Origin of the sequence: Nocardioides exalbidus, from assembly GCF_900105585.1 — a bacterium.
Classification (GTDB): domain Bacteria; phylum Actinomycetota; class Actinomycetes; order Propionibacteriales; family Nocardioidaceae; genus Nocardioides; species Nocardioides exalbidus.
The window spans coordinates 479,433-503,316 of sequence record NZ_FNRT01000002.1 but is presented as its reverse complement, the minus strand read 5'-3'; the positions used below and the strand labels follow the sequence as shown (position 1 = coordinate 503,316).

Here is a 23,884-nt window from a genome sequence, read left to right as displayed (position 1 = left end):
ATCAGTCCTCGCCGCGGAGCGAGAACGAGCGCAGCCGGTCGCCCGCGAAGAACACACCGACCACCGTGACGAGCGCGCTGGCGATGATCGCCCACGGCAGGTTGGCCGGGTCGGGGAGCTGGTCGGAGATCTCGTGGCCGACCCGGATGCCCCACTGGCCGATGCTCAGCCAGGCCACGCCGGTGAAGAGGTTGCCGAGCAGGCTCTCCCAGATCAGCACGAACATCAGCGACGCGATGACCGCGTGCCGGGTCACCGCCGAGATGGCCAGGAAGAGCGCGCTGTAGGCCGTCCCCGCGACGACCGCACCGACCAGCAGGGCGACCGCCCGGGTGGTGTCGCCGGTGATGAGCGCGGCGACGAAGATCGGCAGCGAACCGGCCGTCAGCGTCGCACCGAGCGCGACCAGCCACTTGCTGATCGCGACACCGTGCCGGCTGACCGGCTTCGAGAGCAGGTAGACGATCGAGCCGTCGTCGACCTCCGGACCGAGCACCGACGAGGCCGCGAGGATCGCGACCAGCGGCAGCACGAGCGGGTAGCCGAGCCCCGGGATGAGCTCGTAGGCCGCTTCGCCGTCCGTCAGCGCGGTGACCAGGGCGACGAGCCCGATCAGCATCACCGGGAAGGCGAGCAGCAGGTAGAAGCGGCGCCGGCCGAGCAGGGCCTGCAGCGCGAGCTTGGCGATCGTGGTGTTGATCATCGGGCCACTCACCTCGCGACCAGGTAGGCGAACACGCTCTCCAGCGACTCGTCGCTGGGGGAGAGCTCGAAGAGGGTCAGGTCGTGCTGGCGGGCGAGGCCCGGGAGCCCGACGGCGAAGCTGCCGAGGTCGTCGACCTGGACGTCGAGGTGCTCCTTGCGCAGGCCCACCGCGCGCACCGACGCCTCCGCCATGAGCAGCGCGGCCAGGCGGCGGTTGTCGCTCGAGCGGACGGCGTACTGCACCGGGCGGTCGGTCATCAGCCGCCGGATCGCGCCGAAGTCGCCCGAGGCCGCGTGCCTGCCGGAGACGACGACCTCGATGTGTCGGGCGAGCCGCTCGACCTCCTCGAGGATGTGCGAGCTGAAGAGCACCGTCTTGCCCTGGTCGCCGAGGCGGCGGAGCAGGTCCATCAGGTGCATCCGCTGCCGTGGGTCGACGCCGTTGAAGGGCTCATCGAGCAGCAGCACGGCCGGCTCGTGGACCAGCGCGGCGGCGATCTTGATGCGCTGCCGCATGCCCTTGGAGTACGTGTCGAGGCGACGGGCGGCCGGCTCGACCATGTCGACGACCCCGAGGATCCGCTCCGTGGCGGCGGCCGCGTCGGGGAGCTTGTGGAGGTCGGCGTTGGCGCGGACGAACTGGCGGCCGGTGAGGTAGCCGAAGCTGAGCTCGCGCTCCGGCACCAGTCCGATCTGCCGGTAGATCGCGGTGTTGCGCCACACCGGCTGCCCGTCGAGCGTGACGGAGCCCGCGGACGGCGCGAGGTAGCCGGCCATCATCGCCATCAGGGTCGTCTTGCCGGCACCGTTGGGCCCGAGCAGGCCGGTGACGCCGGGGCCGATGCTGAGCGAGACGTCGTTGACGGCGACGACGTTGCCGAACCAGCGCGAGGCGGAGTCGAGGACCAGGTCGCTCATCGCGAGCCCACCTTCCGGAAGCGGGCGACCAGCGCCAGGAGGCACCCGCCGACGAGCAGCAGGGCGACGATGGCGTACGCCGGCACCCAGGCGCCGTCGACCGTCACCGGGTTGCGGACCCCGGCGTCCCACGCCTGCCCGAGCCCGCCGTAGAGCGACCAGGGCGACAGCAGGCCGGCCCAGACGCCGACGGTGTCGGAGTCCTGCTCGTGCGCGATCGACTGGACGACGGTGATGACCGAGGCCAGCACGATCAGCACCATCACCGAGCCGACGACCGCGAAGCCACGCCGCAGGGAGACCGACGAGATGAACCCGGACAGCCCGGCGACCAGCGCGGCGAGGAGCACCTGGAGGACGAGCGCCTTCCACAGGTCGCTGAGCTGGTCGCTCTTGTCGAGCCCGGCCAGCAGCGCGCCGACGAGGAGGAGGAGCGTCGGGACCAGCGTGAAGAGGAAGATCGCGACGCTGAGCGAGAGCCAGCGCACCAGCGCGAAGACCGAGGCCGACAGCGGGCGGGCGAGGTAGAGCACGATCGAGCGGTGCCGCAGGTCGCGCGAGAAGAGCACCGGCGCCTGCGCGGCGGCGAACAGGCTGACCAGCAGGTTGGTCTGGTTGCTGTAGTCGGCGTAGGTGACCGGCAGGCTGGCGAGGCCGGTGAGGACCACGACGCCGACCACGATCGCCGCCGGCAGCACGGACATGCCGAGCAGCAGGAACGGCATGATCTTCGACTTGCCGGAGCGACCCAGGCCGTACGCGTGGCGCAGGCCGGTCACGAACAGCGTGCGCCCGATCGCGCCGGTGCCCTCGCGGGGGCCGTCGTAGTGGCGGTAGCCGAGGTCGTGGATGACGCCGGAGCGCCCGCTCGCGTCAGACACGCGCGCCTCCTTCGAGGAAGACGTCCTCGAGGTGCCCGCGGTCGGGCTCGAGGCGCATCAGGCCGAGGCCGAGGTCGGCCGCGACGTCGCGGATGAGGTCGTGGGCGGCGCCCTCCCCGGCCAGCTCGGGCGGGGGCGGGTCGATGGCGATCACCTTGCCGCGCGGGCGGCAGACCAACCCGCGCTGCGCGAGGGCCTCACCGAGGCGGTCGCGCTCGGTCTCGGTGCCGACGACCTCGACGAGCAGGCTGCCGGTCTGGCGCAGGAACTCGGTGGTGGCGCTGGAGCGGAGCAGGTGGCCGCCGTCGAGCACGATCACGTGGTCGCTGACCTGCTCGAGCTCGCCGAGCAGGTGCGAGGTGACGAGCACGGCGATGCCGAAGTCGCTGCCGATGCGGCCGACGAGGCGCAGCATGTCGGTGCGGGCGGCGGGGTCGAGGCCGTTGGTGGGCTCGTCGAGGAAGACCAGCCGCGGGTCGTGCACCAGGGCCTGCGCGAGCTTGGCGCGCTGCTTCATGCCGGTCGAGTAGCCGCCCATCGGCCGGTAGCGCTCCTCGTCGAGGCCGACGTGGCGCAGCACGTCGGCCGCCCGCTCGCGCGCCGCCGAGGCCCCGAGCCCCGACATCCGCGCCATGTGGACGACGAAGTCGCTGGCGCTGACGTCGGGCGGGAGGCAGTCGTGCTCGGGCATGTAGCCCACGAGCCGGCGGATCTCCTGGCTCTCGTGCTCGATGTCGTGCCCGAGGACCTGCGCGTGCCCGCCGGTCGGCTCGAGCAGCCCCAGCAGGATCTTGATGAGCGTCGACTTCCCGGCACCGTTGGCGCCGACGAGCCCGGTCACGCCGGCCCCGACGTCGACCGTGAGGTCGGTCAGGGCGTGGACGTTGCCGTAGTGCTTCGTCAGGCCCGCAGTCGCGATGACCGGCGGCCGTCTGGCCTCCGGTGTCAGTTCCCCCGTCACGCCCGCCACGCTAGCGGGACGTCGTACCCACCGGCATCAGGGATCGCCCGGATCGGTGTGGAGGTGTGGTGAAGATCCGGGGTCCCGCGGATCCGTCATCCTGGGCGGAGGCCATGCGTGCGGGTTCGTACGACGGATCGGCGCGGCCCTAGGCTGGGCGGCACATTCCCCGGTTGGTCTGCCGGTAGGGCCCGCCTGACTTTGAATCAGGACTAGCGACGTAGGTTCGACTCCTACCCGGGGAGCTTGCTGAGTTCGCCCCGTCACCGGGCGATGCAAGACTGCGGCCATGGACAACCTCACCGTCATCGTCCTCGCCGCAGGCGGCGGCACCCGCATGAAGTCGAAGACCATGAAGGTGCTGCACCCGATCGCCGGGCGCTCCATGATCGGCCACGTGCTCAACGCCGTGGCGGCCGTCGAGCCGACACGCGTCGTCGCGGTCGTGGGCCACCAGCGCGACCAGGTGGGCCCGCACATCATCGACCTCATGCCGAACGCCGTGCTGGCGGTCCAGGAGACCCAGGACGGCACCGGCCACGCCGTACGCATCGCGATGGAGGCGTCGGGCACGACCACCGGCACCGTGATCGTGGCCGCCGGCGACACCCCGCTGCTGGAGGGCGAGTCGCTGCGGGCGTTCGCGGCCGAGCACGAGGCGGCGCAGCGCGCGGTGAGCATCCTGAGCGGGCGGGTGCCGAACCCGTTCGGCTACGGCCGCATCGTGCGCAACCACGAGGGCGACGTCGAGGCGATCGTCGAGGAGAAGGACGCGTCGCCGCTGCAGCGTGAGATCGACGAGATCAACTCCGGGATCCTCGCCTTCGACGCCGAGTTCCTCGTCTCCGCGCTGCCGCGGATCAGCAACGACAACGCGAAGGGCGAGTACTACCTCACCGACGCGGTCGGGATCGCGCGCGAGGACGGCCTCACCGTCGGCGCCCACCTCATCGAGGACGTCGCGCAGACCGAGGGCGCCAACGACCGTGCGCAGCTCGCCGACCTGGGCAGGGAGCTCAACCGCCGCATCGTCACCCGCTGGATGAAGGACGGCGTCACGGTCATGGACCCCGCCACGACGTGGATCGAGGCCGACGTGGTGCTCGAGCCCGACGTGGTGATCCTGCCCGGCACCCAGCTCCTCGGCGCGACCGTCGTCCGCGAGGACGCCGTGGTCGGCCCCGACACCACGTTGAAGGACTGCGAGATCGGCGCCGGCGCCCGCGTCGTACGCACGCACGGCGAGCTCGCGGTCGTCGGCGACCAGGCGAACGTCGGACCGTTCGCCTACCTCCGCCCCGGCACGCAGCTCGGGATCGCCGGCAAGATCGGCACCTTCGTGGAGACCAAGAACGCGCAGATCGGCGACGGCGCGAAGGTCCCGCACCTGTCCTACGTCGGTGACGCGGAGATCGGCGAGGGCACCAACATCGGCGCCGGCACGATCTTCGCCAACTACGACGGGGTGGCCAAGCACCGCACCGTCATCGGGCGCCACGCCCGGACCGGCTCGAACAACACCTTCGTCGCCCCGGTGTCCCTCGGGGACGGTGCCGGCACTGCCGGCGGGACGACCGTACGCCGCAACGTGCCGGCCGGTGCACTGGCCGTGAGCGCCTCCGCGCAGCGCAACCTCGAGGGCTGGAGCGAGTCGAAGCGACCCGGCACCGCGCAGGCCGAGGCGGCCCGAACGGCGCGTGAACAGCAGGAGAAGACTGCCGAGTGACCGGGGAGTGACCGTCCAGTGACCCCGGTCTTGGGGACGCCCGGGATGTGGTCCAGAATCAGTGCGAACACCTCCGAAACAGCCCCCCGAGCGAGGAGTTGCGTGGCGTGACCGGAATGAAGCGGACCACCGAGAAGAACCTGATGGTCTTCAGTGGCCGGGCCTTCCCCGAGCTGTCGCACGAGGTCGCCGACCTCCTCGAGTGCGGGCTGGTCCCGCAGGACGCGCGGGCCTTCGCCAACGGTGAGCTCTACGTCCGATACGAGGAGTCGGTGCGGGGGTGCGACGCCTTCGTGATCCAGAGCCACACGGCTCCGATCAACGAGTGGATGATGGAGCACCTGATCATGGTCGACGCCCTCAAGCGCGCGTCGGCCAAGCGGATCACCGTCGTGATGCCGTTCTACGGCTACGCCCGCCAGGACAAGAAGCACCGTGGCCGCGAGCCGATCTCGGCGCGGCTGGTGGCCGACCTGTTCAAGACCGCCGGCGCCGACCGGCTGATCACGGTCGACCTGCACGCCGACCAGATCCAGGGCTTCTTCGACGGCCCCGTCGACCACCTGATGGCGCTGCCGATCCTCACCGACTACGTCAAGCAGAAGTACGGCGACCAGCCGCTCGCCGTGGTCTCGCCGGACGCCGGCCGGATCAAGGTCGCCGAGCGCTGGTCGGCTCGCCTCGGTGGCGCGCCGCTGGCCTTCATCCACAAGAGCCGTCGCATCGACGTGGCCAACGAGGTCGTCGCCAACCGCGTCGTCGGTGACGTGAGCGGCAAGATCTGCATCCTGACCGACGACATGATCGACACCGGCGGCACGATCGTGAAGGCCGCCGAGGCCTGCGTCGAGGCCGGTGCCGCGGGCGTGGTCATCGCCGCGACCCACCCGATCCTGTCCGACCCCGCCGTCGACCGGCTCAAGAACTCCTCCGCCATCGAGGTCGTGGTGACCAACACGCTCCCGATCCCGGCCGACAAGCAGTTCGACAAGCTCACGACGCTCTCGATCGCCCCCCTGATCGCCCGTGCCATCCGCGAGGTGTTCGAGGACGGGTCCGTGACGTCGATGTTCGACGGTCACGCCTGAGCTGATCCGGGTGCTGTGCACCCGAGTCTCCCGCTTTGGCACCCAGATCTGGGCCGACAAGCGGGGCGGTCACCGGATATCCGGTGACCGCCCCCGCTCAGAGCGTCCGGTCGAGGTCGTCGAGCGAGTCGTTCCAGGAGCGCGCGAGGACCGTGGGCACGTCCCCCGCCTCGAGCGCCGAGGCGACGGCGGCGCGGAGCTCGCGGCGTACGTCGACGGTGAGCGGCAGCCGGGGGAAGGCGTCGCCGATGACGTCCGACATCGCCTGGCCCGAGCGGCGGGCGAGGTCGAGGCCCTCGGTGACGTAGCGGTCGAGGTACGGGCGGAGCAGGTCGGCCTGCTCCCAGCCCCAGAAGCCCTCGCCGACGGCGTCGAACTCGTGGTTGCCGAGCTCGCCACCCATCAGCCGCGCCCAGATCTCCTCCTTGGCCTCGGCCGTGGGGATCGCCGCGCGTGCCCGGAGCGCGGAGTGGTGCCCGGAGACCGACTTGTCGCGCTCGGACTCGACGTCGATGTGGGACGGGTCGCCCAGCTCGGCGAGCCGGTGCACCGCGGCCCAGCGGACGCTCGGGTCGACGTCGTCCTCGCCGAGCCAGCCGACGAGGAAGTCGCGGTCGGCGCTGAGCCGGGCGAGCACCCGGGAGGCACCGGGCGCCAGGGTCGGGTCGCCCCCCTCGACGGCACCACGCGCGATGTCGGCGATGACGGCGAGGTGCCCGGCGACCTCGGACGGCGTCGAGTAGCGCCGCGCGATCAGCTGCAGGTTGCGCATCACGCCCTCGAAGACGATCGGGTGCGACTCGGGGCGCAGGTGCTCGTCGGCGAGCGCGACCAGGTCGGCCACCGCGATGACGTGCGCCTCGGTCAGGTCGACCGCGGTCCACCAGAGCATCGCGCGGGTGAGCTGCGACTCCACCGACGACAGTCCGGCCGTGATCGCGGCCCACGACTGCTCGTCGGGGCGGATCACGGCGAAGGTCTCGTCGCCCGAGCTCGGCACCACGACCCGGCCGGCGAACGCCTCGAGCCGCACGTTCTCGTCACCGATCAGGACGTCCTCGCTGCCGACGAGCGCCATGTCGTCGTCGTACGCCGACACGGTGATGCGGTGCGACCGCGAGCCGTCGCGCGTCAGCACCGGCACGCCCGAGGAGTCGCGCGTGACCACCAGGGTGTCGAAGCCGGTGGTGCGCAGCCACGCCTCGGCCCAGCCGCGGACGTCCTTGTCGGTGGCCGCGTCGAGGGAGTCGAGGAAGTCGGCGAGGTCGGCGTTGCCGAAGGCGTGCGCGGTGAGGTGCTTGTTGACCCCGGCCAGGAAGTCGTCCTCGCCGAGCCAGTGGCCGAGCTGCGCGAGGGCGGAGTTGCCCTTGGCGTAGGTGATCATGTCGAAGTTCGCGAAGGCGGTGTCGACGTCGACGATCTTCTCGGTGTCCTCCGCGATCGGGTGCGTCGAGCGGCGTCGGTCGGCGCGGTAGCCGGTCGGCTTGCGCGTGATGGCCGCCGACGTCCAGGCATCGGTGTAGCCGGCCGCGACACCCGCGACGTCGTAGCCCATGAAGTCGGCGAACGACTCGTTGAGCCACGAGTCCTCCCACCACTTCATCGTCACCAGGTCGCCGAACCACATGTGCGCCATCTCGTGCGCGATGGTCGAGGCGACCCACTCCTTCTCGAGCTCCGTCGGCGTGCCGGGGGAGAGGAAGGAGTCGCGGAAGACGACGCAGCCGGGGAACTCCATCGCGCCCCAGTTGAGGCCGGGCGCGAAGACCTGCTGGTAGTCGGCGTAGGGGTACTCCGGTTCGAAGACGGTCGTGTAGTGCTGGAAGCAGGCGCTCGTGATCCGCTTCAGCTCGTCGGCGTCGCGGCGCAGCTCGCGCTCCTGCGAGGCGCGCGCGTGCCAGCCGAACGGGAGCGTGCCGCCGGGCGCCGGGGCGTAGGGCTCGTCCCACGTCACCGAGACCCACGGCCCGCCCTGGACGGTGAAGAGGTACGTCGAGAACGGCGGCGTCCTCTCGAACCGCCACGTGTCGCCGGCCTCACCCGACGCGCGCTCCGCCAGTGCGCCGTTGGCCACGACCGTCCAGTGCGACGGCGCCGTGACCGACACCTCGAACGTGGTCTTGATGTCGGGCTGGTCGAAGCACGGGATCACCTTCTGGGTGATGTCCATCGAGGTGTGCGCGGAGAGGTAGCGCTCACCGTCGGCGGGGTCGATCGTCTCGGTCATGCCGTTGCCGTCGTGGACGTAGGGCATCCGTGCGGTGACGTGGACCGTGGTGGTCGCCCCGAGGTCGGTCAGCGCGATGCGCCCGTCGGCGTACGGCGCCGGCTGCCCGTCGAGGGTCACGTCCGAGCCGCCGTTGAGCTCGAGGAACGTCGAGGCTCCCGGCTGGGTGCAGCCGAAGGTGATGGTCGCCTCGACCAGGAAGTCATCGGTCGAGGTGAGGTCGAGGTGGACCTCGGTGTGGACGTCGGTCAGCAGGGCGGCGCGCTCGCGCGCCTCGGGGAGCATCAGGGGCACCCGGCCACCCTAGGTGCCGCGCACGAGGCCGCGCTCCCGGGATTCGACCCCGGGCCGCGGCTCGGCGTAGAGTTCCCGGGTTGCCTCGGCGAGGGAGCACGGTCCTACGACCGGGACTCCGTGATCGACTGGGCCGGTCAGTCCCACTGCGCCGCGCTCACGATCCGGAGCGCGGCGTTCGTCGTCTCCGGCCAGGCCCCCGAGTTCTAGTCCACGTCCAGCAGTCCAGCAACGGAGAACACCATGTCTGCCCCCGAGAAGATCGTCGCCGAGTCCCGCACCGAGTTCGGCAAGGGCGCCGCCCGCCGCATCCGCCGCGACAACAAGATCCCCGCCGTCGTCTACGGGCACGGCAACGAGCCGGTCCACGTGATCCTGCCCGGCCACCAGACGATGATGGCCCTCAAGCACGGCGGCGCCAACGCGCTCCTCGCGCTCGACATCGACGGCTCCGAGCAGCTCGCGCTGACCAAGGACATCCAGGTCGACCCGATCCGCCGCGTCATCGAGCACCTCGACTTCGTCGCCGTCATCCGCGGTGAGAAGGTCACCGTCGACGTCCCGATCCACGTCGTGGGCGAGGCCGGCCCCGACACGCTCGTCGTCAACGAGAACACCGTCGTCTCCGTCGAGGCCGAGGCCACGCACATCCCCGAGTTCTTCGAGGTCTCGGTCGAGGGGCTGCCCGCCGCCACCCAGATCCTCGCCAAGGAGCTCGACCTCCCGTCGGGCACCACGCTGCTCGCCGACGAGGAGCTGCTCATCGTCAACGTCACCGAGCAGATCTCCGCCGAGGCCCTCGAGGCCGAGCTGGAGGAGGCCGAGGCCGAGGCCGGCATCGAGCACGACCCGTCCGACGACGAGATCGCCGAGGCCCAGGAAGAGGCCATCGCCGAGGACGCCGCCGCCGAGGGCGACTCCGACTCCGAGTGACGAGCGGGCACTTCGTGCCCGTCCTGACTGCCGACCGGGCGGTTCGTCCCCACTGACCGGGGACGGACCGCCCGGTCGCTGCACGTGACGGGGATGAAGTGCCCGGTCGCCGTGATGGAAGGATGTACGCCGTGAGTGACGCAGCTGCCGCCCCGCAGGGCGACGTGTGGCTGGTCGTGGGCCTCGGCAACCCCGGGCCGACCTACGCCGGGCACCGCCACAACATCGGCTACCTGGTCACCGACGAGCTCGCCTCGCGGATGGGCAGCGGCTTCCGGTCCCACAAGTCGGGCCGTGCCGACGTCGTCGAGGGCCGGCTCGCCATGGGTGGCCCGCGCGTCGTCCTCGCCCGGCCCCGGTCGTACATGAACGAGCTCGGCGGCCCGGTCAAGGCGCTCGCCACCTTCTACAAGGTCGCGCCCGACCACGTCATCGCCATCCACGACGAGCTCGACATCGCCTTCGGCACGCTCCGGATCAAGCTCGGCGGTGGCGACAACGGCCACAACGGCCTCAAGTCCATGCGCTCCTCGCTCGGCACCGGCGACTTCCACCGCGTCCGCGCCGGCATCGGCCGCCCGCCGGGCCGCCAGGACGTCGCCGACTTCGTGCTGTCCAACTACTCCACCGTCGAGCGCAAGGAGCTGCCGTTCCAGGTCGGCGACGCCGCCGACGCGGTCGAGTCGCTGATCACCGACGGCCTCGAGAAGACCCAGCAGCGCTTCAACTCCTGAGCCTCCCCCGTTTGGGGCATGAGCGAAGGCGCGTCGCCCCCTAGCGTCGTGTGGTCGGCACCCGGCCGGCGAGGGGGAAGGCACGATGGCGACGAGCAGCGCGAGCCCGCGCGGTCAGACGGGTCCCGGGACCATCCGGATCCCGGCGCCGCGACGCGCCTCGGACCCGCCGCTGGCGCCCACCACCCCGCCCGTGCGTCGCAAGCGCAGCGTCGTACGCCGTCTCCTGCTCGTGGTCGTCGTGACCGGGCTGCTCGCCGCGCTGGCGGGGGCCGTGGTCAACGTCGTGGTGGTGGGTCGCCTGGAGCGGATCGACGGGGCGTTTGCCGGCCTGGCGGACCGCCCGCCGGAGGCCGCGGGACGGACCTTCCTCATGGTCGGCACCCGCCCCGGCGTCGCCGGCCCCGACGTGCCGTGGCTCGAGGGCGAGCAGTCGGTCGAGGCGGTCATGCTCGTCGAGGTGGCACCCGACGATCGCTCCGCGCGGGTGGAGACGCTGCCAGCCGGCAGCGGGGTGGAGGACACCGCGGCCCAGGAGCGGCCCAGCGCCGTCGTGGCCGCGGTCGAGACGTGGTCGGGCCGTCGCGTCGACCACCTCATCGCCGTCGACTGGGACACCTTCGCCCGCCTGGCCGCGACCAACGGCGCCGACCCGGCCTACGTCTACGGCTCCGGGCCGGAGGTCCAGCACGACTACCTCAAGCAGGCGATGGAGGCGACGCTCCACCAGGAGCTGCGCAAGCGACCGCTCGACCTCTACCGCGCGCTGAGCACCACCGTGGACGGCACGGCCGTCGACGACGACTGGTCGGTCCTGGGGATGGACCTGCTCGTCCTCGAGTTGCGCAACCTGCGCTCGCTGGACATCACCTACGCCATGGCGCAGCCGGGCTGACGACGCCTCGTCGGCGCCGCACTCCCCAATTTCGGCGAAAGCACCCGACGAGCCCCCACTCGGGCACGTCCAGTCCACAGGATCGGGGTGCTGCACGGGACGTGGGGTCCGGTGCACGCGACTTGGGGGAGTTGAGATGGCACTTGCCAGCGTCATCATCCCGGCGCACAACGAAGCGGCCTCGATCGGTCGCAACCTCCGTGCGCTGCGGGAGGGCACGCGCGGCGACGACCTGGACGTCGTCGTGGTCTGCAACGGCTGCACCGACCGGACCGCCGAGGTCGCCCGCACTGCCGACCCGCTCGCCCGCGTCATCGAGATCCAGCAGCCGTCCAAGGCCGAGGCAGTCCGGGTCGGCAACGCCGCGACCGACGTCTTCCCGCGGATCCACCTCGACGCCGACATCCAGCTCACCGGCACCGACGCGCTCCAGCTGCTCGAGCCGATCGCCCGCGACCAGGTCCTCGCGACCGCGCCGCGTCGCGCCGTCCCGAAGGCCGGCTGCTCACCGCTGGTCCGCTGGTACTACGACGTCTGGGAGGCGCTCCCGCAGGTCGAGGCCGGCCTCTTCGGCCGCGGTGTCGTCGTCCTCTCCGAGCAGGGCCAGGCGCGCGTCACGGCGCTGCCGCGGATGATGAGTGACGACCTCGGCATGTCCGACTCCTTCAGCGGCGCCGAGCGCCGCATCGTCGACGGTGCCGTCGCGGTCGTCCACCCGCCGCGCACCGTGCGCGACCTCGTCCGTCGCCGGATCCGCATCGTGACGGGCAACGCGCAGGCCGCGCAGCTCGGCGTACGCCGTCCCGCGTCCCGCACCGGCGCCCGCTCCCTGCTCGGCCTGGTGGTCAGCCGCCCCGGCCTCGCCCTTCGACTCCCGGTGTTCGTGGCCATCCACGTCGCCTCCCAGCTCGGTGCCCGCAAGGCGCTGAGGGCTGGGGACTTCACCACGTGGCAACGAGACGAAAGCTCACGCACATGACCCTGTCCAGCGCGAGGCCCCACTCGGGCGCCCGCACCATCGTCGCGCCGACTGCGACCGTCGAGGACGGCGCCCGCGTCGGCCCCGGCGCCCAGGTCTGGGACCAGACCGTGGTCCGGTCCGGCGCCCAGATCGGTGCCGAGACCATCCTCGGCCGCGGCGTCTACATCGGCCCCGGCGCCCGCCTCGGCGAGCGCTGCAAGGTGCAGAACCAGGCCCTCGTCTACGAGCCGGCCGTGCTCGGCAACGGCGTCTTCATCGGTCCCGCGGTGGTGCTGACCAACGACACCTACCCCCGCGCGGTCACCCCGGACGGCCGCCGCAAGGGCGCCGAGGACTGGGAGGCCGTCGGCGTCACGATCGAGGAGGGCGCCGCGATCGGCGCCCGCGCCGTGTGCGTCGCCCCCGTGCGGATCGGTCGCTGGGCCAGCGTCGGCGCCGGCTCGGTGGTGACGCGCGACGTGCCCGACCACGCACTGGTGGTGGGCACCCCCGCACGACAGGTCGGGTGGGTCGGACGCAGCGGTGTGCCGCTGGTGTCCGACAACCGCGACCGGTGGATCTGCCCGGTCTCGGGCGAGGTCTACGTGGAGATCGACGGACGACTGGAGGAAGCACGATGAGCACCACCCCGCACCAGCCCATGGGGATCGCCGTGATCGGCGCCGGCTACTGGGGACCCAACCTGGTCCGCAACTTCGCCGGCTCGCCCGACTGGGACCTCAAGCTGGTCTGCGACCTCGACCTCGACCGGGCCCGCAAGGTCGCCGGCCCGCACGTCGGCGTCACCGACAGCCTCGAGCGGGTCCTCGACGACCCGGAGATCCAGGCCGTCGCCATCGCCACCCCGGCGCGCACGCACCACGGCCTCGCGCTCCAGGCGCTCCGCGCCGGCAAGCACGTCGTCGTCGAGAAGCCGCTGGCCGACAGCGTCGCCCGCGGTCGCGAGATGGTCGAGCTGGCCGAGGCGCAGGGCCTGGTCCTGATGACCGACCACACGTTCTGCTACACGCCGGTCGTGCAGAAGATGCGCGACCTCGTGCAGAGCGGCGAGCTCGGCCAGATCCACTTCATCGACTCGGTGCGGATCAACCTCGGCCTCGTGCAGCCCGACATCGACGTGCTGTGGGACCTCGCGCCCCACGACCTCGCGATCCTCGACCACGTCCTGCCCGGCGGGCTGCCCAGCACCGGCATCGGCGCGACGGGTGCCGACCCGATCGGCGCGGGTCGCGCGTGCGTGGGCCACCTGACGCTCCCGCTGCCCGACGACGGGCTCGCGCACGTCCACGTCAACTGGCTCAGCCCCACCAAGATCCGGCAGATGGTGATCGGCGGCTCGCGCCGCACCCTGCTGTGGGACGACCTCAACCCGCAGCAGCGGCTGAGCGTCTTCGACCGCGGCGTCGACCTGGCCCGGACGTCGGTGGGCGGGGATGACCCGACCGCGTCGCGCGTCTCCTACCGCCTCGGCGACACCTGGTCGCCGGCGCTGCCGGAGCGCGAGGCGCTCGGCGCGATGGTCACCGAGTTCGCCGCCGCGATCCGCGAGGGCCGCCCGGCGCTGACCGACGGCCGCGCCGGCCTCCGGGTGCTCGAGGTGCTCGAGCAGGCCTCGCACCGACTCGCCGAGCAGGCGGGGAAGACGTACGCCGACGGGGTCATGATGCCCGCCGGCCCACCGCCCGTGCCGCAGCAGGCCGCCGCCGCGTCGGTGCTGGAGGGGGCACGATGACCGCGCTGCAGGGGGCCACCGCCCTCGTCACCGGGGGCGCCGGCACCATCGGCTCGACCCTCGTCGACCAGCTCTTCGAGGCCGGCGCTGCCGAGGTGCGGGTGCTCGACAACCTGGTCCGTGGCCGTGAGGCCAACCTCGCCGAGTCGATCGAGCGCAGCGGCTTCTCGCTCGTGCGCGGCGACATCCGCGACCGCGACCTCGTCCACGACCTGACCCGCGGCTGCGACCTGGTCTTCCACCAGGCCGCCATCCGGATCACCCAGTGCGCGGAGGAGCCGCGCCTGGCACTCGAGGTGCTCGTCGACGGCAGCTTCAACGTGATCGAGGCCGCCGCCGCGACGCCCGGCGTCGACAAGGTCGTCGCCGCCTCGTCGGCCTCCGTCTACGGCCTGGCCGAGGAGTTCCCGACCACCGAGGTCCAGCACCCCTACGCCAACGACACCTTCTACGGCGCGGCCAAGACCTTCAACGAGGGCATGCTGAAGAGCTTCCGGGCGATGCAGGGCCTCGACTACGTCGCGCTGCGCTACTTCAACGTCTACGGCCCTCGCATGGACGTCCACGGTCTCTACACCGAGGTCCTGGTCCGCTGGATGGAGCGCATCGACGACGGCCTGCCGCCGCTGATCTTCGGCGACGGGCGCCAGACGATGGACTTCGTCTTCACCACCGACATCGCTCGCGCCAACGTGCTCGCGGCCTCGTCGCCGGTCGTCGAGGGGGTCTACAACGTCGCCCGCGGCGAGGAGACCAGCCTGCTCCAGCTCGCCGAGACCCTGCTCACGGTCATGGGTTCCGACCTCCCGGTCGAGCACGGCCCCGAGCGCGGGGTCAACGGCGTCGTGCGCCGCCTGGCCGACACGTGCGCCGCCGAGCGCGACCTCGGCTTCGTCGCCCAGACCGGCCTCGAGGACGGACTGCGCCAGCTCGTCGAGTGGTGGCGCCCGCAGCGTGACGAGATCGCCGCCGGCCGCACGCCGCAGGCGGTGGCGTCATGAGCATCGACCAGCAGCTCACCCGCATCAACGTGATGCAGCCGTGGCTGGGCGAGGAGGAGGTCGCCGCGGTCTCCGAGGTGCTCCGCTCCGGCTGGGTCGCCCAGGGTCCGCGGGTCGCGGCCTTCGAGGAGGCCTTCGCCGCCTCCCAGCAGGCCGCCCACGCGGTCGCCGTCAGCAACTGCACCACCGCCCTCCACCTCGCGCTCGTGGTCGCCGGCATCGGTCCCGGCGACGAGGTCGTCGTGCCGTCGTTCTCCTTCGTGGCGACCGCCAACGCACCGACCTACGTCGGCGCGACGCCCGTCTTCGCCGACGTCGACGAGTCCACCGGCAACCTCACCCCCGCCACGATCGCCACAGTGGTCACCCCGCGGACGCGCGCGGTGATCGCTGTGGACCAGGGCGGCGTGCCGCTCGACCTCCGCGCCATCCGTGCCTGGTGCGACCCGCGCGGCATCGTCGTGATCGAGGACGCCGCCTGCGCCGCGGGCTCGACCTCCCACGGTCGCCCCGTCGGCGCCGAGGCGGAGATCGCCGCCTGGTCCTTCCACCCGCGCAAGCTCCTCACCACCGGTGAGGGCGGCATGCTCACCACCTCGCGTCCCGAGTGGGCCGCCCGGGCCAGGCAGCTGCGCGAGCACGCGATGAGCGTCTCGGCCGCCGACCGGCACGCCTCGGTCCTCGCGCCCCCGGAGTCCTACGCGGAGATCGGCTTCAACTACCGGATGACCGACCTGCAGGCCGCCGTCGGCCTGGTCCAGCTCGGTCGGCTCCCGGAGATGGTCGCCCGCCGCCGCGCGCTCGCCGCGCGCTACGCCGAGGTCATCGCCGGGCTGCCGGGCCTCCGGATGGTCAGCGACCCCGCGTGGGGCACCACCAACTTCCAGTCGTGCTGGCTCGAGGTCCTGCCCGAGCACCCGCTCGACCGAGAGGAGCTGATGATGCACCTCGCCGATGCCGGGATCTCCGCACGCCGCGGGATCATGGCGGCCCACCGCCAGCCCGCGCACCGCGACCGGTCGCACGTCCCGCTGCCGGTCACCGAGCGGCTCAACGACCAGACGCTGATCCTGCCGCTGTTCCACCAGATGACCGACGCCGAGCAGGCCCGGGTCTGCGACGCCCTCCTGACGGCGTGGCGCCCGTGAGCGGCCTGCTGATGGTCGGCGCGAGCGGCCTGGCGCGTGAGGCCACGGCGGTCGCGGTGCTGCTGCACGAGGACGGCCCGCTCGACATCGTCGACGACAACCCCGCGGTCTGGGGCACCCTCCACGGGCTCACCCCGGTCATCGGGTCGGTCGACCTGGTCACCGAGCTCGCCGACCACGGCGTGCTGCTCACCCTCGGCAAGGGGCGGCACCGCAGGCGGGTCGCCGTACGCCTCGACATGCTCGGGATGGACCCGGCCCGCTACCGGTCGATGATCCACCCGCGCGTGGTGCTGCCGGGCAGCTGCCACATCGGCGTCGGCTCGATCGCCCTCGACGGCGTGGTGCTCACCGCCGACGTCGAGGTCGGCGACCACGTCGTGCTGATGCCGCAGGTGACCCTCACCCACGGCTGCACCGTCCACGACTACGCCACGATCTGCGCCGGCGTCTCCCTCGGCGGCGACGTCGAGGTCGGCGAGGCCGCCTACATCGGCATGAACGCCTCCGTCCGCGAGGGCGTCCACATCGGCGCCGGCGCCACCGTCGGCATGGGGGCCGTCGTGCTCCACGACGTCCCCGCAGGAGAGACCTGGGCCGGAGTGCCCGCCCGACCCATCCGCACAGGAGTCCTCACATGAGCAACGTCCCCTTCGTCGACCTCGCCTCGCAGCACGCGGAGGTCGCGGCCGAGGTGGAGGCCGGCATCGCCGCGGTCTTCGCGGCGACGTCCTTCGTCGACGGCCCGCCGGTCGCCGACTTCGAGCACGCCTACTCCGAGTTCGTCGGGGTCGAGCACACGATCGGCGTCGCCAACGGCACCGACGCGCTCGAGCTCGCGCTGCGGGCGGTGGGCGTGGGCCCGGGGGGCGAGGTGGTCATCCCGGCCAACACGTTCATCGCCACGGCCGAGGCCGTGTCGCGGATCGGCGCCGTGCCGGTGCTGGTCGACTGCGATGACGAGCGCCTCCTCATCGACCCCGACCTCGTCGAGGCCGCGATCACCGACCGCACGCAGGCCGTGGTCGCCGTGCACCTCTTCGGCCAGCTCGCACCGATCGCGCGGCTGAAGGAGATCTGCGACGCCGCCGGCGTGCCCCTCGTCGAGGACGCCGCCCAGTCCCAGGGCGCCCGTGTCGGCGGTCGCGGGTCGGGCGGTCTCGCGACGATCGGCGCGACGAGCTTCTACCCCGGCAAGAACCTCGGCGCGGCCGGCGACGCCGGCGCGGTCACCACCGACGACGCCGCGGTCGCGGCCGAGGTCCGTCGGCTGCGCAACCACGGCTCGGCCGTGCGCTACGTCCACGACGTCATCGGCATGAACTCCCGCCTCGACACCATTCAGGCCGTTTACCTCCGCGCGAAGCTCGACCGGCTGGAGAAGTGGAACGAGCTGCGCGTGCGTGCTGCCGCCCGCTACGACCAGCTGCTGGCGGACGTCCCGGCCGTACGCCGCCCGCTGCCCGGCGCCGACGGCCAGCACGTCTGGCACCTCTACGTCGTCCGCGTCGCCGACCGTGACCGGGTGCTCGCCGAGCTCAACGGCGCCGGCGTCGGCGCCGGCATCCACTACCCCTACCCGGTGCACCTGACCGGCGCGTACGCCCACCTCGGCCTGGGGCGTGGGACGGCTCCGGTGGCCGAGAAGGCGGCCGGCGAGATCCTCTCGCTGCCGATGCACCCGCACCTGACCGAGGCCATGCAGGACCGGGTCGTCGAGGTGCTGCGCAACGTCGTCGGAACCACCTCCGAAGGGACCACCGCATGACCACCCTGCTCGTCGCCAACGACGGCGGCCACCTGATGCAGCTCCACACCCTGCGCCCGCGCCTCGGCGTCGGCACGGACGTCGTGTGGGTGACCGTGCGGACGCCGCAGACCGAGTCGATGCTCGCGGGGGAGCAGGTCCACTGGATGGAGCCCTGCCCGCCGCGCGACCTGCGCGCGGTGGCCCGCAACACCCTCGCCGCCCGCAAGCTGTTCCGCCTTCACGACGTGCACCTCGTCGTGAGCACCGGCGCGGCCCTGGCGCTGGCGGTGCTCCCGCAGGCGCGGATGCGCGGCATCGAGACGGTCTACATCGAGAGCGCCACCCGTCGCGACGAGCCGTCGCTGTCGGGCCGCGCGATGGCCGCGATGCCGGGCATCAAGACCTTCAGCCAGTCGAGCGACCTCGACAAGGGTGCCTGGCACTACCTCGCCTCGCCCTGGGAGCTGTACGACGTCGCCCCGACCGATCCGCGTCCGGTGCGGTCCATGGTGGTGTCCCTCGGCACCCAGCAGGACTACGGGTTCCGGCGGCTGCTCGAGCGCCTGGTGCCGCTGGTGCCCGCGGGCACGGAGGTGCTCTGGCAGACCGGCTGCACCGACACGTCCGGGCTCGGCATCGACGGTCGGGAGAAGGTGCCGTCGGAGGAGATGCGCCAGGCGATCAGCGAGGCAGACGTCGTCGTCGCGCACGCCGGGACCGGCATCGCGCTCATGGCGCTGGAGAACGGTAAGTTCCCGATCCTCGTGCCGCGGCGGGCCAAGCACGGCGAGCACGTTGACGACCACCAGCTCACGATCGCCCTCGACCTGGCCCTGCGCGACCTGTGCATCTCGCGCGACGCCGACAGCCTCAAGGGACGCGACCTGGCGTCGGCGGCCGCGCACCGGGTCAGCAAGATCGCCGACCCGCCGCCGCTGCACATCAGCGGCGTCCGCATCCCGCGCCAGCGGGGCGCCGGCGCCGTCGCGGCGGCGGCCACCGCGGCGACCGTCATCCACGGCTGAGGGCCACACCGAATTGTGGGGATATCCGCCGGAGGCCATCGAGGCCGCGGTGAAGCGTGACCAAAGATCAGGATCGCGGTATCAGGCGCGCGACGAGGGGTGTGGAGACATGAGCAGGTCGAAGAGCGGCAGTTCGCGATCGTGGGCAGCGAAGGCGACGGCACTCCTGCTGATCGCGGGGCTGAACGCACTGGTGGGTCCGGCGATCCTCGGTGGCCCGACGGCGGCCAACGCGGCGGATCCCTGCGGTCCGACGGGCAACAAGATCGCGTGCGAGAACTCCAAGCCCGGCGCCGATCCGGCTGAGTGGGACATCTTCGGTGCCGGCGCCGCCTCGATCCAGGGCTTTGCCACCGACATCTCCGTCAATGTCGGGCAACGCATCGACTTCAAGATCAAGACTTCTGCCTCTGCCTACACCATCGACATCTTCCGCACGGGCTGGTACCAGGGCCTGGGTGCACGCAAGATCGCATCCGTGGCGCCCAGCGTCTCCCTGCCGCAGAACCAGCCGAACTGCATCACCGACGTCGCGACCGAGCTCTACGACTGCGGCAACTGGGCGGTCTCCGCGTCTTGGAACGTTCCCTCGACTGCTGTCTCGGGCGTCTACTTGGCAGTCCTCCAGCAGAGCAACGGCGACCGCAGTCACATCACCTTCGTGGTCCGCGACGACTCCAGCACCTCCGACATCGTGGTGCAGACCTCGGACCCGACCTGGCACGCCTACAACACCTACGGCGGCTCGGACTTCTACCAGGGCGCTGCCAACGGACGTGCCTACAAGATCAGCTACAACCGGCCGTTCAACACGCGTGGGACCGCCTACGGGAGAGACTTCTACTTCGGTACGGAGTACCCCTTGGTGCGCTTCCTCGAGCGAAACGGCTACGACGTGTCCTACATGGCCGGCGTCGACACGGATCGCCGCGGCAACCTGATCAAGAACCACAAGACGTTCATCTCCATGGGTCACGACGAGTACTGGAGCGGCGCCCAGCGAGCCAACATCACGGCTGCGCGTGATGCAGGGGTCAACCTCCAGTTCCTGGCCGGCAACGAGGGCTACTGGCGCACGCGCTACGAGTCGTCGGCCGACAGCTCGCACACTGCTTACAGGACCCTCGTGAGCTACAAGGAGACGTGGTCGGACGCCAAGATCGATCCCACCGCGGAGTGGACAGGGACATGGCGAGACCCTCGCTTCGCCTCGCGAGCGAACGGCGGAGGCTCGCCCGAGAACGAGCTCATCGGGACGGCCTACATGGTCAACTTCAGCGACCTCGCTCTGACAGTCCGTCAGGATGAGGGCAAGCTCCGGCTGTGGCGCAACACGGGCCTCGCCTCGATGACGGGTCCGTCGACGACCCTCGCGCCGCACACCGTGGGCTACGAGTCCAACGAGCCGCTCGACAACGGCTTCGGTCCACCCGGCTTGATCAAGCTGTCGACCACGACGGGCGCGGTTCCCGAGTACCTGCGTGACTTCGGCAAGACCGTCACTCCCGGTACGACGACCCACAACCTCACGCTCTACAAGGCTCCGAGCGGTGCGCTCGTCTTCAGTGCCGGGTCCGTTCAGTGGGTGTGGGGCCTGGACGCCACTCACGACTCCGAGTACCGCGACGCGGTCGCAGACACGCGGATGCAGCAGGCGCAGGTCAACTTGCTGGCCGACATGGGAGCCCAGCCCACCACCCTCATGACCGGTCTTGCGGCTGCTTCGAAGTCAACCGACACGGCCGGACCCACCGTGGCCATCACCTCGCCCGCGGCCGGAGCAGCGCAGAAGAACGGCGACCGCGTCACGGTCACCGGCACGGCCTCGGACGCCGCCGGGCGGGTTGCCGGGGTCGAGGTGTCGACCGATGGCGGCACGACCTGGAGAGCGGCGACGGGCACCACGTCATGGACCCACACTTTCGTCCAGCAGGGTCGCGGTAGCACGGCGATCCTGGTCCGGGGCGTCGACGACAGCGCCAACGTGGGCGCAGCGGCAACCCGCTCGTTCTCCGTGACGTGCCCGTGCAGCATCTTCGGTAACGTAACCCCGGGCACCCCGGACACGGATGACCCGGGCGGGGTGGAGCTGGGGCTTCGCTTCACCGCCATGACTGACGGCTTCGCGACGGGTGTCCGCTTCTACAAGGGATCCGGCAACACCGGGACCCACGTGGGCTCGCTGTGGAGCGCCAGCGGGCAGCGGCTCGGGCAGGTTCAGTTCGCGGGTGAGACTGCCACCGGATGGCAGACGGCGACGTTCGCCGCGGCGATCCCGCTCACGGCGGGCCAGAACTACACCGTTTCCTACACCGCGCCGAACGGTCATTACGCATCGGAGGCTTACGCCTTCGCCTATCGCGGCAAGGACGCCGGCGCGATGCAGGTCGAGGGCGGCTACGGGTCCACGCCCGCCGGTGTGTTCGGAAGTGCGGGCACCCTCCCGTTGCAGAGCCACCAGAACACCAACTACTTCGTGGATGTCTCCTTTTCTGCCACGGACGACTCACCGCTCGTCGCGCTGAGCCAGGCGCCGGCTGCGGGTGCGACCGCGATCCCGATCGACACCAAGGTCTCGGCACGATTCTCCAAGCCGATGACCGGGACTCCGGGTATCTCGGTCGTCGACGCCAACGGTGCCACGGTTACCGGCACCAAGTCCTACGACGCCACGACGCGGATCCTCACGTTCACGCCATCGACTGCGCTCGCGTCGTTCGTCCGCTACACCGTGACCTTGTCAGGCACGGACACCCAGGGCAGCCAGATCAGCTCCGGCGGGACCTGGTCCTTCACCACAGCGAAGCCGCCGAACCAGCCCGGGGTCTGTCCCTGCTCACTCTTCAGCGACGAGACCGTTCCCGCGACGCTGGAGATCAACGACGGGGTCCCGCTGTCGCTCGGCACCCGCTTCACCTCGGACGTCAAGGGCGTCGTGACCGGGATCCGGTTCTACAAGTCGCCCGGCAACACCGGCGCCCACGTGGGGTCGCTCTGGAACGCCAATGGGGTCGAGCTGGCCTCCGGCACGTTCACGAACGAGTCGGCCAGCGGTTGGCAGCAGCTGAACTTCGCGACCCCGGTCGCGATCGCGAAGGACACGCAATACCTCGTCTCCTATCGCACGACGACCGGTCGTTACTCGGTCTCTCCGAACGCCTTCGCTGAGCGTGATCTGTCCTGGGCGCCGCTCCGCGTCACTTCCAGCGCGGGTGCGTACACATACAGCACGGGCTTCCCGGGTCAGACCTCGAGCTCCAGCTATCTCGTGGACGTGGTCTTCGAGAAGACCGTAGCGAGCATCTCGATGACGTCGCAGACACCCGCGCCGGGAGCTGTCGACGTCCCCCGCACCACCACTGTCATGGTGGACCTCTCGTCCCCGATCAGCGCCGGCTGGGCGGTGAGTGTCTCCACGGCCAGCGGTGCGGTCACTGGCTCTGCACTGCTCTCCCCGGACGCCACCCGCATCACCTGGACGCCCAGCGCTGCTCTGCCGCCCGGGACCGACGTGACGGTCAACCTCACCGGGGTCGTGTCAAACGATGGCGCGGCACTCGGCGCCAAGACGTGGACCTTCCGCACCCGGGTCGCAGAGGACACGCAGAACCAGACGCTCCTCGGGGACGCAGTGCCAGTCACGGCTGCGCAGGACGACGGCGCGCCGATCGAGCTCGGCATGGCGTTCACGCCCGCGCGTTCCGGGACGATCAAGGCGATCCGCTTCTTCAAGGGAGTCGGCAACGGTGGCACGCACACGGGCTCCATCTGGTCCGTTGGCGGCACGCGGCTCGCGACAGTCACGTTCACCGGGGAGACCGCTTCCGGATGGCAGACGGCGACACTGCCACAGGCGCTGAGCGTGACGGCCGGTACCACCTATGTGGTCTCCTACTACGCGCCGCAAGGCCACTACGCGGTGACGGGTGGATACTTCGCCAACCCGGTCACCCAAGGTGACCTCGCGGCACCGGCAGCTGGAAACGGTCGCTACCTGTACGGCGCTGGCGGTGGCTATCCGTCGTACTCGTACGGGGCTTCGAACTACTTCGTCGACGTCGTCTTCGCCCGCGAAGCTGCGACCATGTCGGTCACCAGTCGCAATCCCGACGCGGGTGACGTGGACGAGGCGGTCACGGTCAAGCCGTCGCTGACCCTTTCCGCCCCGCTGGCGACGGGTTGGACGATGTCGCTCGCACGTAGCGGGTCCGCGGTCCCAGGCGCGGCGGCCTTGTCGACAGACGGCAAGACGATCACCTTCACGCCGTCGGCGGCACTGGCGGCCGGGTCAACCTTCACCGTGACGGTCACTGGTCTGACCTCCACCGAAGGCGCGACCCTACCGACACAGACCTGGTCGTTCACGACGGCTGCGGCGAGCTCGGGGACGACCTCGCTCTTGCTCGGAGCCGCACCGGCAACAGCAGCGGCCGACGACACCGACGCCATTGAGATAGGCATGAAGTTCACGCCGTCCGTCGACGGCACGGTGACGGCGGTCCGGTTCTACAAGGGCGCGGGCAATACCGGAACGCATGTGGGCTCGATCTGGAGTCCAGGAGGAACCCGTCTCGGTCAGGTCACCTTCTCGGGCGAGACCGCGACCGGATGGCAGACAGCCACCCTTGCCACCCCGGTGGCGCTGACCGCGGGCAACACCTACACCGTCTCGTACTACGCGCCAAACGGGAGGTACTCGTTCACCGGCGCCTACTTCGCTTCGCCGCGCACGGTCGGTCCGCTCACTGCGCCGGGGGGAGGCAACGGCGTCTACCGTTACGGCGCGGGGGGCGGGTTCCCGTCATCCTCGTGGAACTCGACCAACTACTTCGTCGACGTGGCGTTCGCCGCGTCGCCGTGACCGGCGGGACGACCGCAGGACGG

General features: G+C 71.1%; 19 protein-coding genes and 1 tRNA gene. 15 read left to right on the top strand and 5 right to left on the bottom strand.

Annotation, left to right across the window (positions count from 1 at the left end; genetic code table 11):
- Position 1: 1 nt before the first annotated feature.
- Genes BLV76_RS02795 through BLV76_RS02780 form a run of 4 tightly spaced genes read right to left on the bottom strand, consistent with a single transcriptional unit; the run spans position 2 to position 3,465 of the window.
- The gene (locus BLV76_RS02795; protein WP_090967761.1) at positions 2 to 703 is read right to left on the bottom strand and encodes an ABC transporter permease; all 702 of its coding nucleotides are present in this window, start codon (positions 701 to 703) and stop codon (positions 2 to 4) included.
- Positions 704 to 711: 8 nt separating this feature from the next.
- Positions 712 to 1,623 carry an ABC transporter ATP-binding protein gene (locus tag BLV76_RS02790; protein ID WP_090967760.1) on the bottom strand — a complete coding sequence of 304 codons (912 nt, stop codon included), beginning with the start codon at positions 1,621 to 1,623 and terminating at the stop codon, positions 712 to 714.
- Positions 1,620 to 2,504, bottom strand: coding sequence for a hypothetical protein (locus BLV76_RS02785; protein WP_090967759.1), 885 nt, complete (start codon positions 2,502 to 2,504; stop codon positions 1,620 to 1,622). The genes BLV76_RS02790 and BLV76_RS02785 overlap by 4 nt, the downstream gene beginning before the upstream one ends.
- Entirely contained in the window at positions 2,497 to 3,465 is a 969-nt protein-coding gene (locus BLV76_RS02780; RefSeq protein WP_245734514.1) for an ABC transporter ATP-binding protein, read from the bottom strand. The genes BLV76_RS02785 and BLV76_RS02780 overlap by 8 nt, the downstream gene beginning before the upstream one ends.
- Positions 3,466 to 3,631: 166 nt before the next feature.
- On the opposite strand from BLV76_RS02780, the gene BLV76_RS02775 reads away from it, so the two are divergent.
- From BLV76_RS02775 to BLV76_RS02765, 3 genes are all read left to right on the top strand, one after another.
- A tRNA-Gln gene (locus BLV76_RS02775) sits at positions 3,632 to 3,710 on the top strand.
- Between the two features lie 44 nt (positions 3,711 to 3,754).
- Entirely contained in the window at positions 3,755 to 5,191 is a 1,437-nt protein-coding gene (gene glmU, locus BLV76_RS02770) for a bifunctional UDP-N-acetylglucosamine diphosphorylase/glucosamine-1-phosphate N-acetyltransferase GlmU (RefSeq protein WP_090967758.1), read from the top strand.
- A 116-nt stretch (positions 5,192 to 5,307) separates the two neighbouring features.
- Positions 5,308 to 6,279, top strand: a complete 972-nt coding sequence (locus tag BLV76_RS02765) for a ribose-phosphate diphosphokinase (protein WP_090967757.1) — start codon at positions 5,308 to 5,310, stop codon at positions 6,277 to 6,279.
- A 97-nt stretch (positions 6,280 to 6,376) separates the two neighbouring features.
- Here the strand turns inward: BLV76_RS02765 and pepN are convergent, their stop codons facing one another.
- Positions 6,377 to 8,791, bottom strand: coding sequence for an aminopeptidase N (gene pepN, locus BLV76_RS02760; RefSeq protein WP_245734863.1), 2,415 nt, complete (start codon positions 8,789 to 8,791; stop codon positions 6,377 to 6,379).
- Between the two features lie 252 nt (positions 8,792 to 9,043).
- Between pepN and BLV76_RS02755 the strand changes: the two genes are divergently transcribed.
- From BLV76_RS02755 to BLV76_RS02700, 12 genes are all read left to right on the top strand, one after another.
- Positions 9,044 to 9,733 (top strand): 50S ribosomal protein L25/general stress protein Ctc, encoded by a 690-nt coding sequence (locus tag BLV76_RS02755; RefSeq protein ID WP_090967755.1) that lies wholly within the window; start codon positions 9,044 to 9,046, stop codon positions 9,731 to 9,733.
- 131 nt (positions 9,734 to 9,864) lie between these two features.
- Entirely contained in the window at positions 9,865 to 10,467 is a 603-nt protein-coding gene (pth, locus tag BLV76_RS02750) for an aminoacyl-tRNA hydrolase (protein WP_245734513.1), read from the top strand.
- A gap of 85 nt (positions 10,468 to 10,552) precedes the next feature.
- Complete coding sequence (locus tag BLV76_RS02745) at positions 10,553 to 11,362, top strand: LCP family protein (protein ID WP_090967753.1); 810 nt, start codon at positions 10,553 to 10,555, stop codon at positions 11,360 to 11,362.
- A gap of 136 nt (positions 11,363 to 11,498) precedes the next feature.
- Entirely contained in the window at positions 11,499 to 12,341 is an 843-nt protein-coding gene (locus BLV76_RS02740; protein WP_090967752.1) for a glycosyltransferase family 2 protein, read from the top strand.
- Positions 12,338 to 12,964, top strand: a complete 627-nt coding sequence (locus tag BLV76_RS02735; protein WP_090967751.1) for an acyltransferase — start codon at positions 12,338 to 12,340, stop codon at positions 12,962 to 12,964. The genes BLV76_RS02740 and BLV76_RS02735 overlap by 4 nt, the downstream gene beginning before the upstream one ends.
- Positions 12,961 to 14,076 carry a Gfo/Idh/MocA family protein gene (locus BLV76_RS02730; RefSeq protein ID WP_090967750.1) on the top strand — a complete coding sequence of 372 codons (1,116 nt, stop codon included), beginning with the start codon at positions 12,961 to 12,963 and terminating at the stop codon, positions 14,074 to 14,076. Before BLV76_RS02735 ends, BLV76_RS02730 begins: the two co-directional genes overlap by 4 nt.
- A complete protein-coding gene (locus BLV76_RS02725; protein ID WP_090967749.1) occupies positions 14,073 to 15,077 on the top strand; it encodes an NAD-dependent epimerase/dehydratase family protein in 1,005 nt (334 codons plus the stop codon). Before BLV76_RS02730 ends, BLV76_RS02725 begins: the two co-directional genes overlap by 4 nt.
- The gene (locus BLV76_RS02720; protein ID WP_090967748.1) at positions 15,074 to 16,225 is read left to right on the top strand and encodes a DegT/DnrJ/EryC1/StrS family aminotransferase; all 1,152 of its coding nucleotides are present in this window, start codon (positions 15,074 to 15,076) and stop codon (positions 16,223 to 16,225) included. The genes BLV76_RS02725 and BLV76_RS02720 overlap by 4 nt, the downstream gene beginning before the upstream one ends.
- Positions 16,222 to 16,866: a NeuD/PglB/VioB family sugar acetyltransferase gene (locus BLV76_RS02715; RefSeq protein ID WP_090972247.1), complete on the top strand. Its 645-nt coding sequence runs from the start codon at positions 16,222 to 16,224 to the stop codon at positions 16,864 to 16,866. The genes BLV76_RS02720 and BLV76_RS02715 overlap by 4 nt, the downstream gene beginning before the upstream one ends.
- The gene (locus BLV76_RS02710) at positions 16,863 to 17,993 is read left to right on the top strand and encodes a DegT/DnrJ/EryC1/StrS family aminotransferase (RefSeq protein WP_090967747.1); all 1,131 of its coding nucleotides are present in this window, start codon (positions 16,863 to 16,865) and stop codon (positions 17,991 to 17,993) included. The genes BLV76_RS02715 and BLV76_RS02710 overlap by 4 nt, the downstream gene beginning before the upstream one ends.
- A complete protein-coding gene (locus tag BLV76_RS02705) occupies positions 17,990 to 19,000 on the top strand; it encodes a glycosyltransferase (RefSeq protein ID WP_090967746.1) in 1,011 nt (336 codons plus the stop codon). Before BLV76_RS02710 ends, BLV76_RS02705 begins: the two co-directional genes overlap by 4 nt.
- A gap of 109 nt (positions 19,001 to 19,109) precedes the next feature.
- Positions 19,110 to 23,861, top strand: coding sequence for a DUF4082 domain-containing protein (locus BLV76_RS02700; protein ID WP_090967745.1), 4,752 nt, complete (start codon positions 19,110 to 19,112; stop codon positions 23,859 to 23,861).
- The last annotated feature ends 23 nt before the right edge of the window (positions 23,862 to 23,884 follow it).

Bases quoted from the DNA above. Each gene is read 5' to 3' on its own strand.
- pepN (WP_245734863.1), bottom strand. From the start codon at position 8,791: ATGCTCCCCGAGGCGCGCGAGCGCGCCGCCCTGCTGACCGACGTCCAC.
- BLV76_RS02740 (WP_090967752.1), top strand. From the start codon at position 11,499: ATGGCACTTGCCAGCGTCATCATCCCGGCGCACAACGAAGCGGCCTCG.
- glmU (WP_090967758.1), top strand. From the start codon at position 3,755: ATGGACAACCTCACCGTCATCGTCCTCGCCGCAGGCGGCGGCACCCGC.
- BLV76_RS02725 (WP_090967749.1), top strand. From the start codon at position 14,073: ATGACCGCGCTGCAGGGGGCCACCGCCCTCGTCACCGGGGGCGCCGGC.
- BLV76_RS02790 (WP_090967760.1), bottom strand. From the start codon at position 1,623: ATGAGCGACCTGGTCCTCGACTCCGCCTCGCGCTGGTTCGGCAACGTC.
- BLV76_RS02700 (WP_090967745.1), top strand. From the start codon at position 19,110: ATGAGCAGGTCGAAGAGCGGCAGTTCGCGATCGTGGGCAGCGAAGGCG.
- BLV76_RS02720 (WP_090967748.1), top strand. From the start codon at position 15,074: ATGAGCATCGACCAGCAGCTCACCCGCATCAACGTGATGCAGCCGTGG.
- BLV76_RS02705 (WP_090967746.1), top strand. From the start codon at position 17,990: ATGACCACCCTGCTCGTCGCCAACGACGGCGGCCACCTGATGCAGCTC.
- BLV76_RS02735 (WP_090967751.1), top strand. From the start codon at position 12,338: ATGACCCTGTCCAGCGCGAGGCCCCACTCGGGCGCCCGCACCATCGTC.
- BLV76_RS02755 (WP_090967755.1), top strand. From the start codon at position 9,044: ATGTCTGCCCCCGAGAAGATCGTCGCCGAGTCCCGCACCGAGTTCGGC.
- BLV76_RS02765 (WP_090967757.1), top strand. From the start codon at position 5,308: ATGAAGCGGACCACCGAGAAGAACCTGATGGTCTTCAGTGGCCGGGCC.
- BLV76_RS02745 (WP_090967753.1), top strand. From the start codon at position 10,553: ATGGCGACGAGCAGCGCGAGCCCGCGCGGTCAGACGGGTCCCGGGACC.
- BLV76_RS02730 (WP_090967750.1), top strand. From the start codon at position 12,961: ATGAGCACCACCCCGCACCAGCCCATGGGGATCGCCGTGATCGGCGCC.
- BLV76_RS02710 (WP_090967747.1), top strand. From the start codon at position 16,863: ATGAGCAACGTCCCCTTCGTCGACCTCGCCTCGCAGCACGCGGAGGTC.
- BLV76_RS02795 (WP_090967761.1), bottom strand. From the start codon at position 703: ATGATCAACACCACGATCGCCAAGCTCGCGCTGCAGGCCCTGCTCGGC.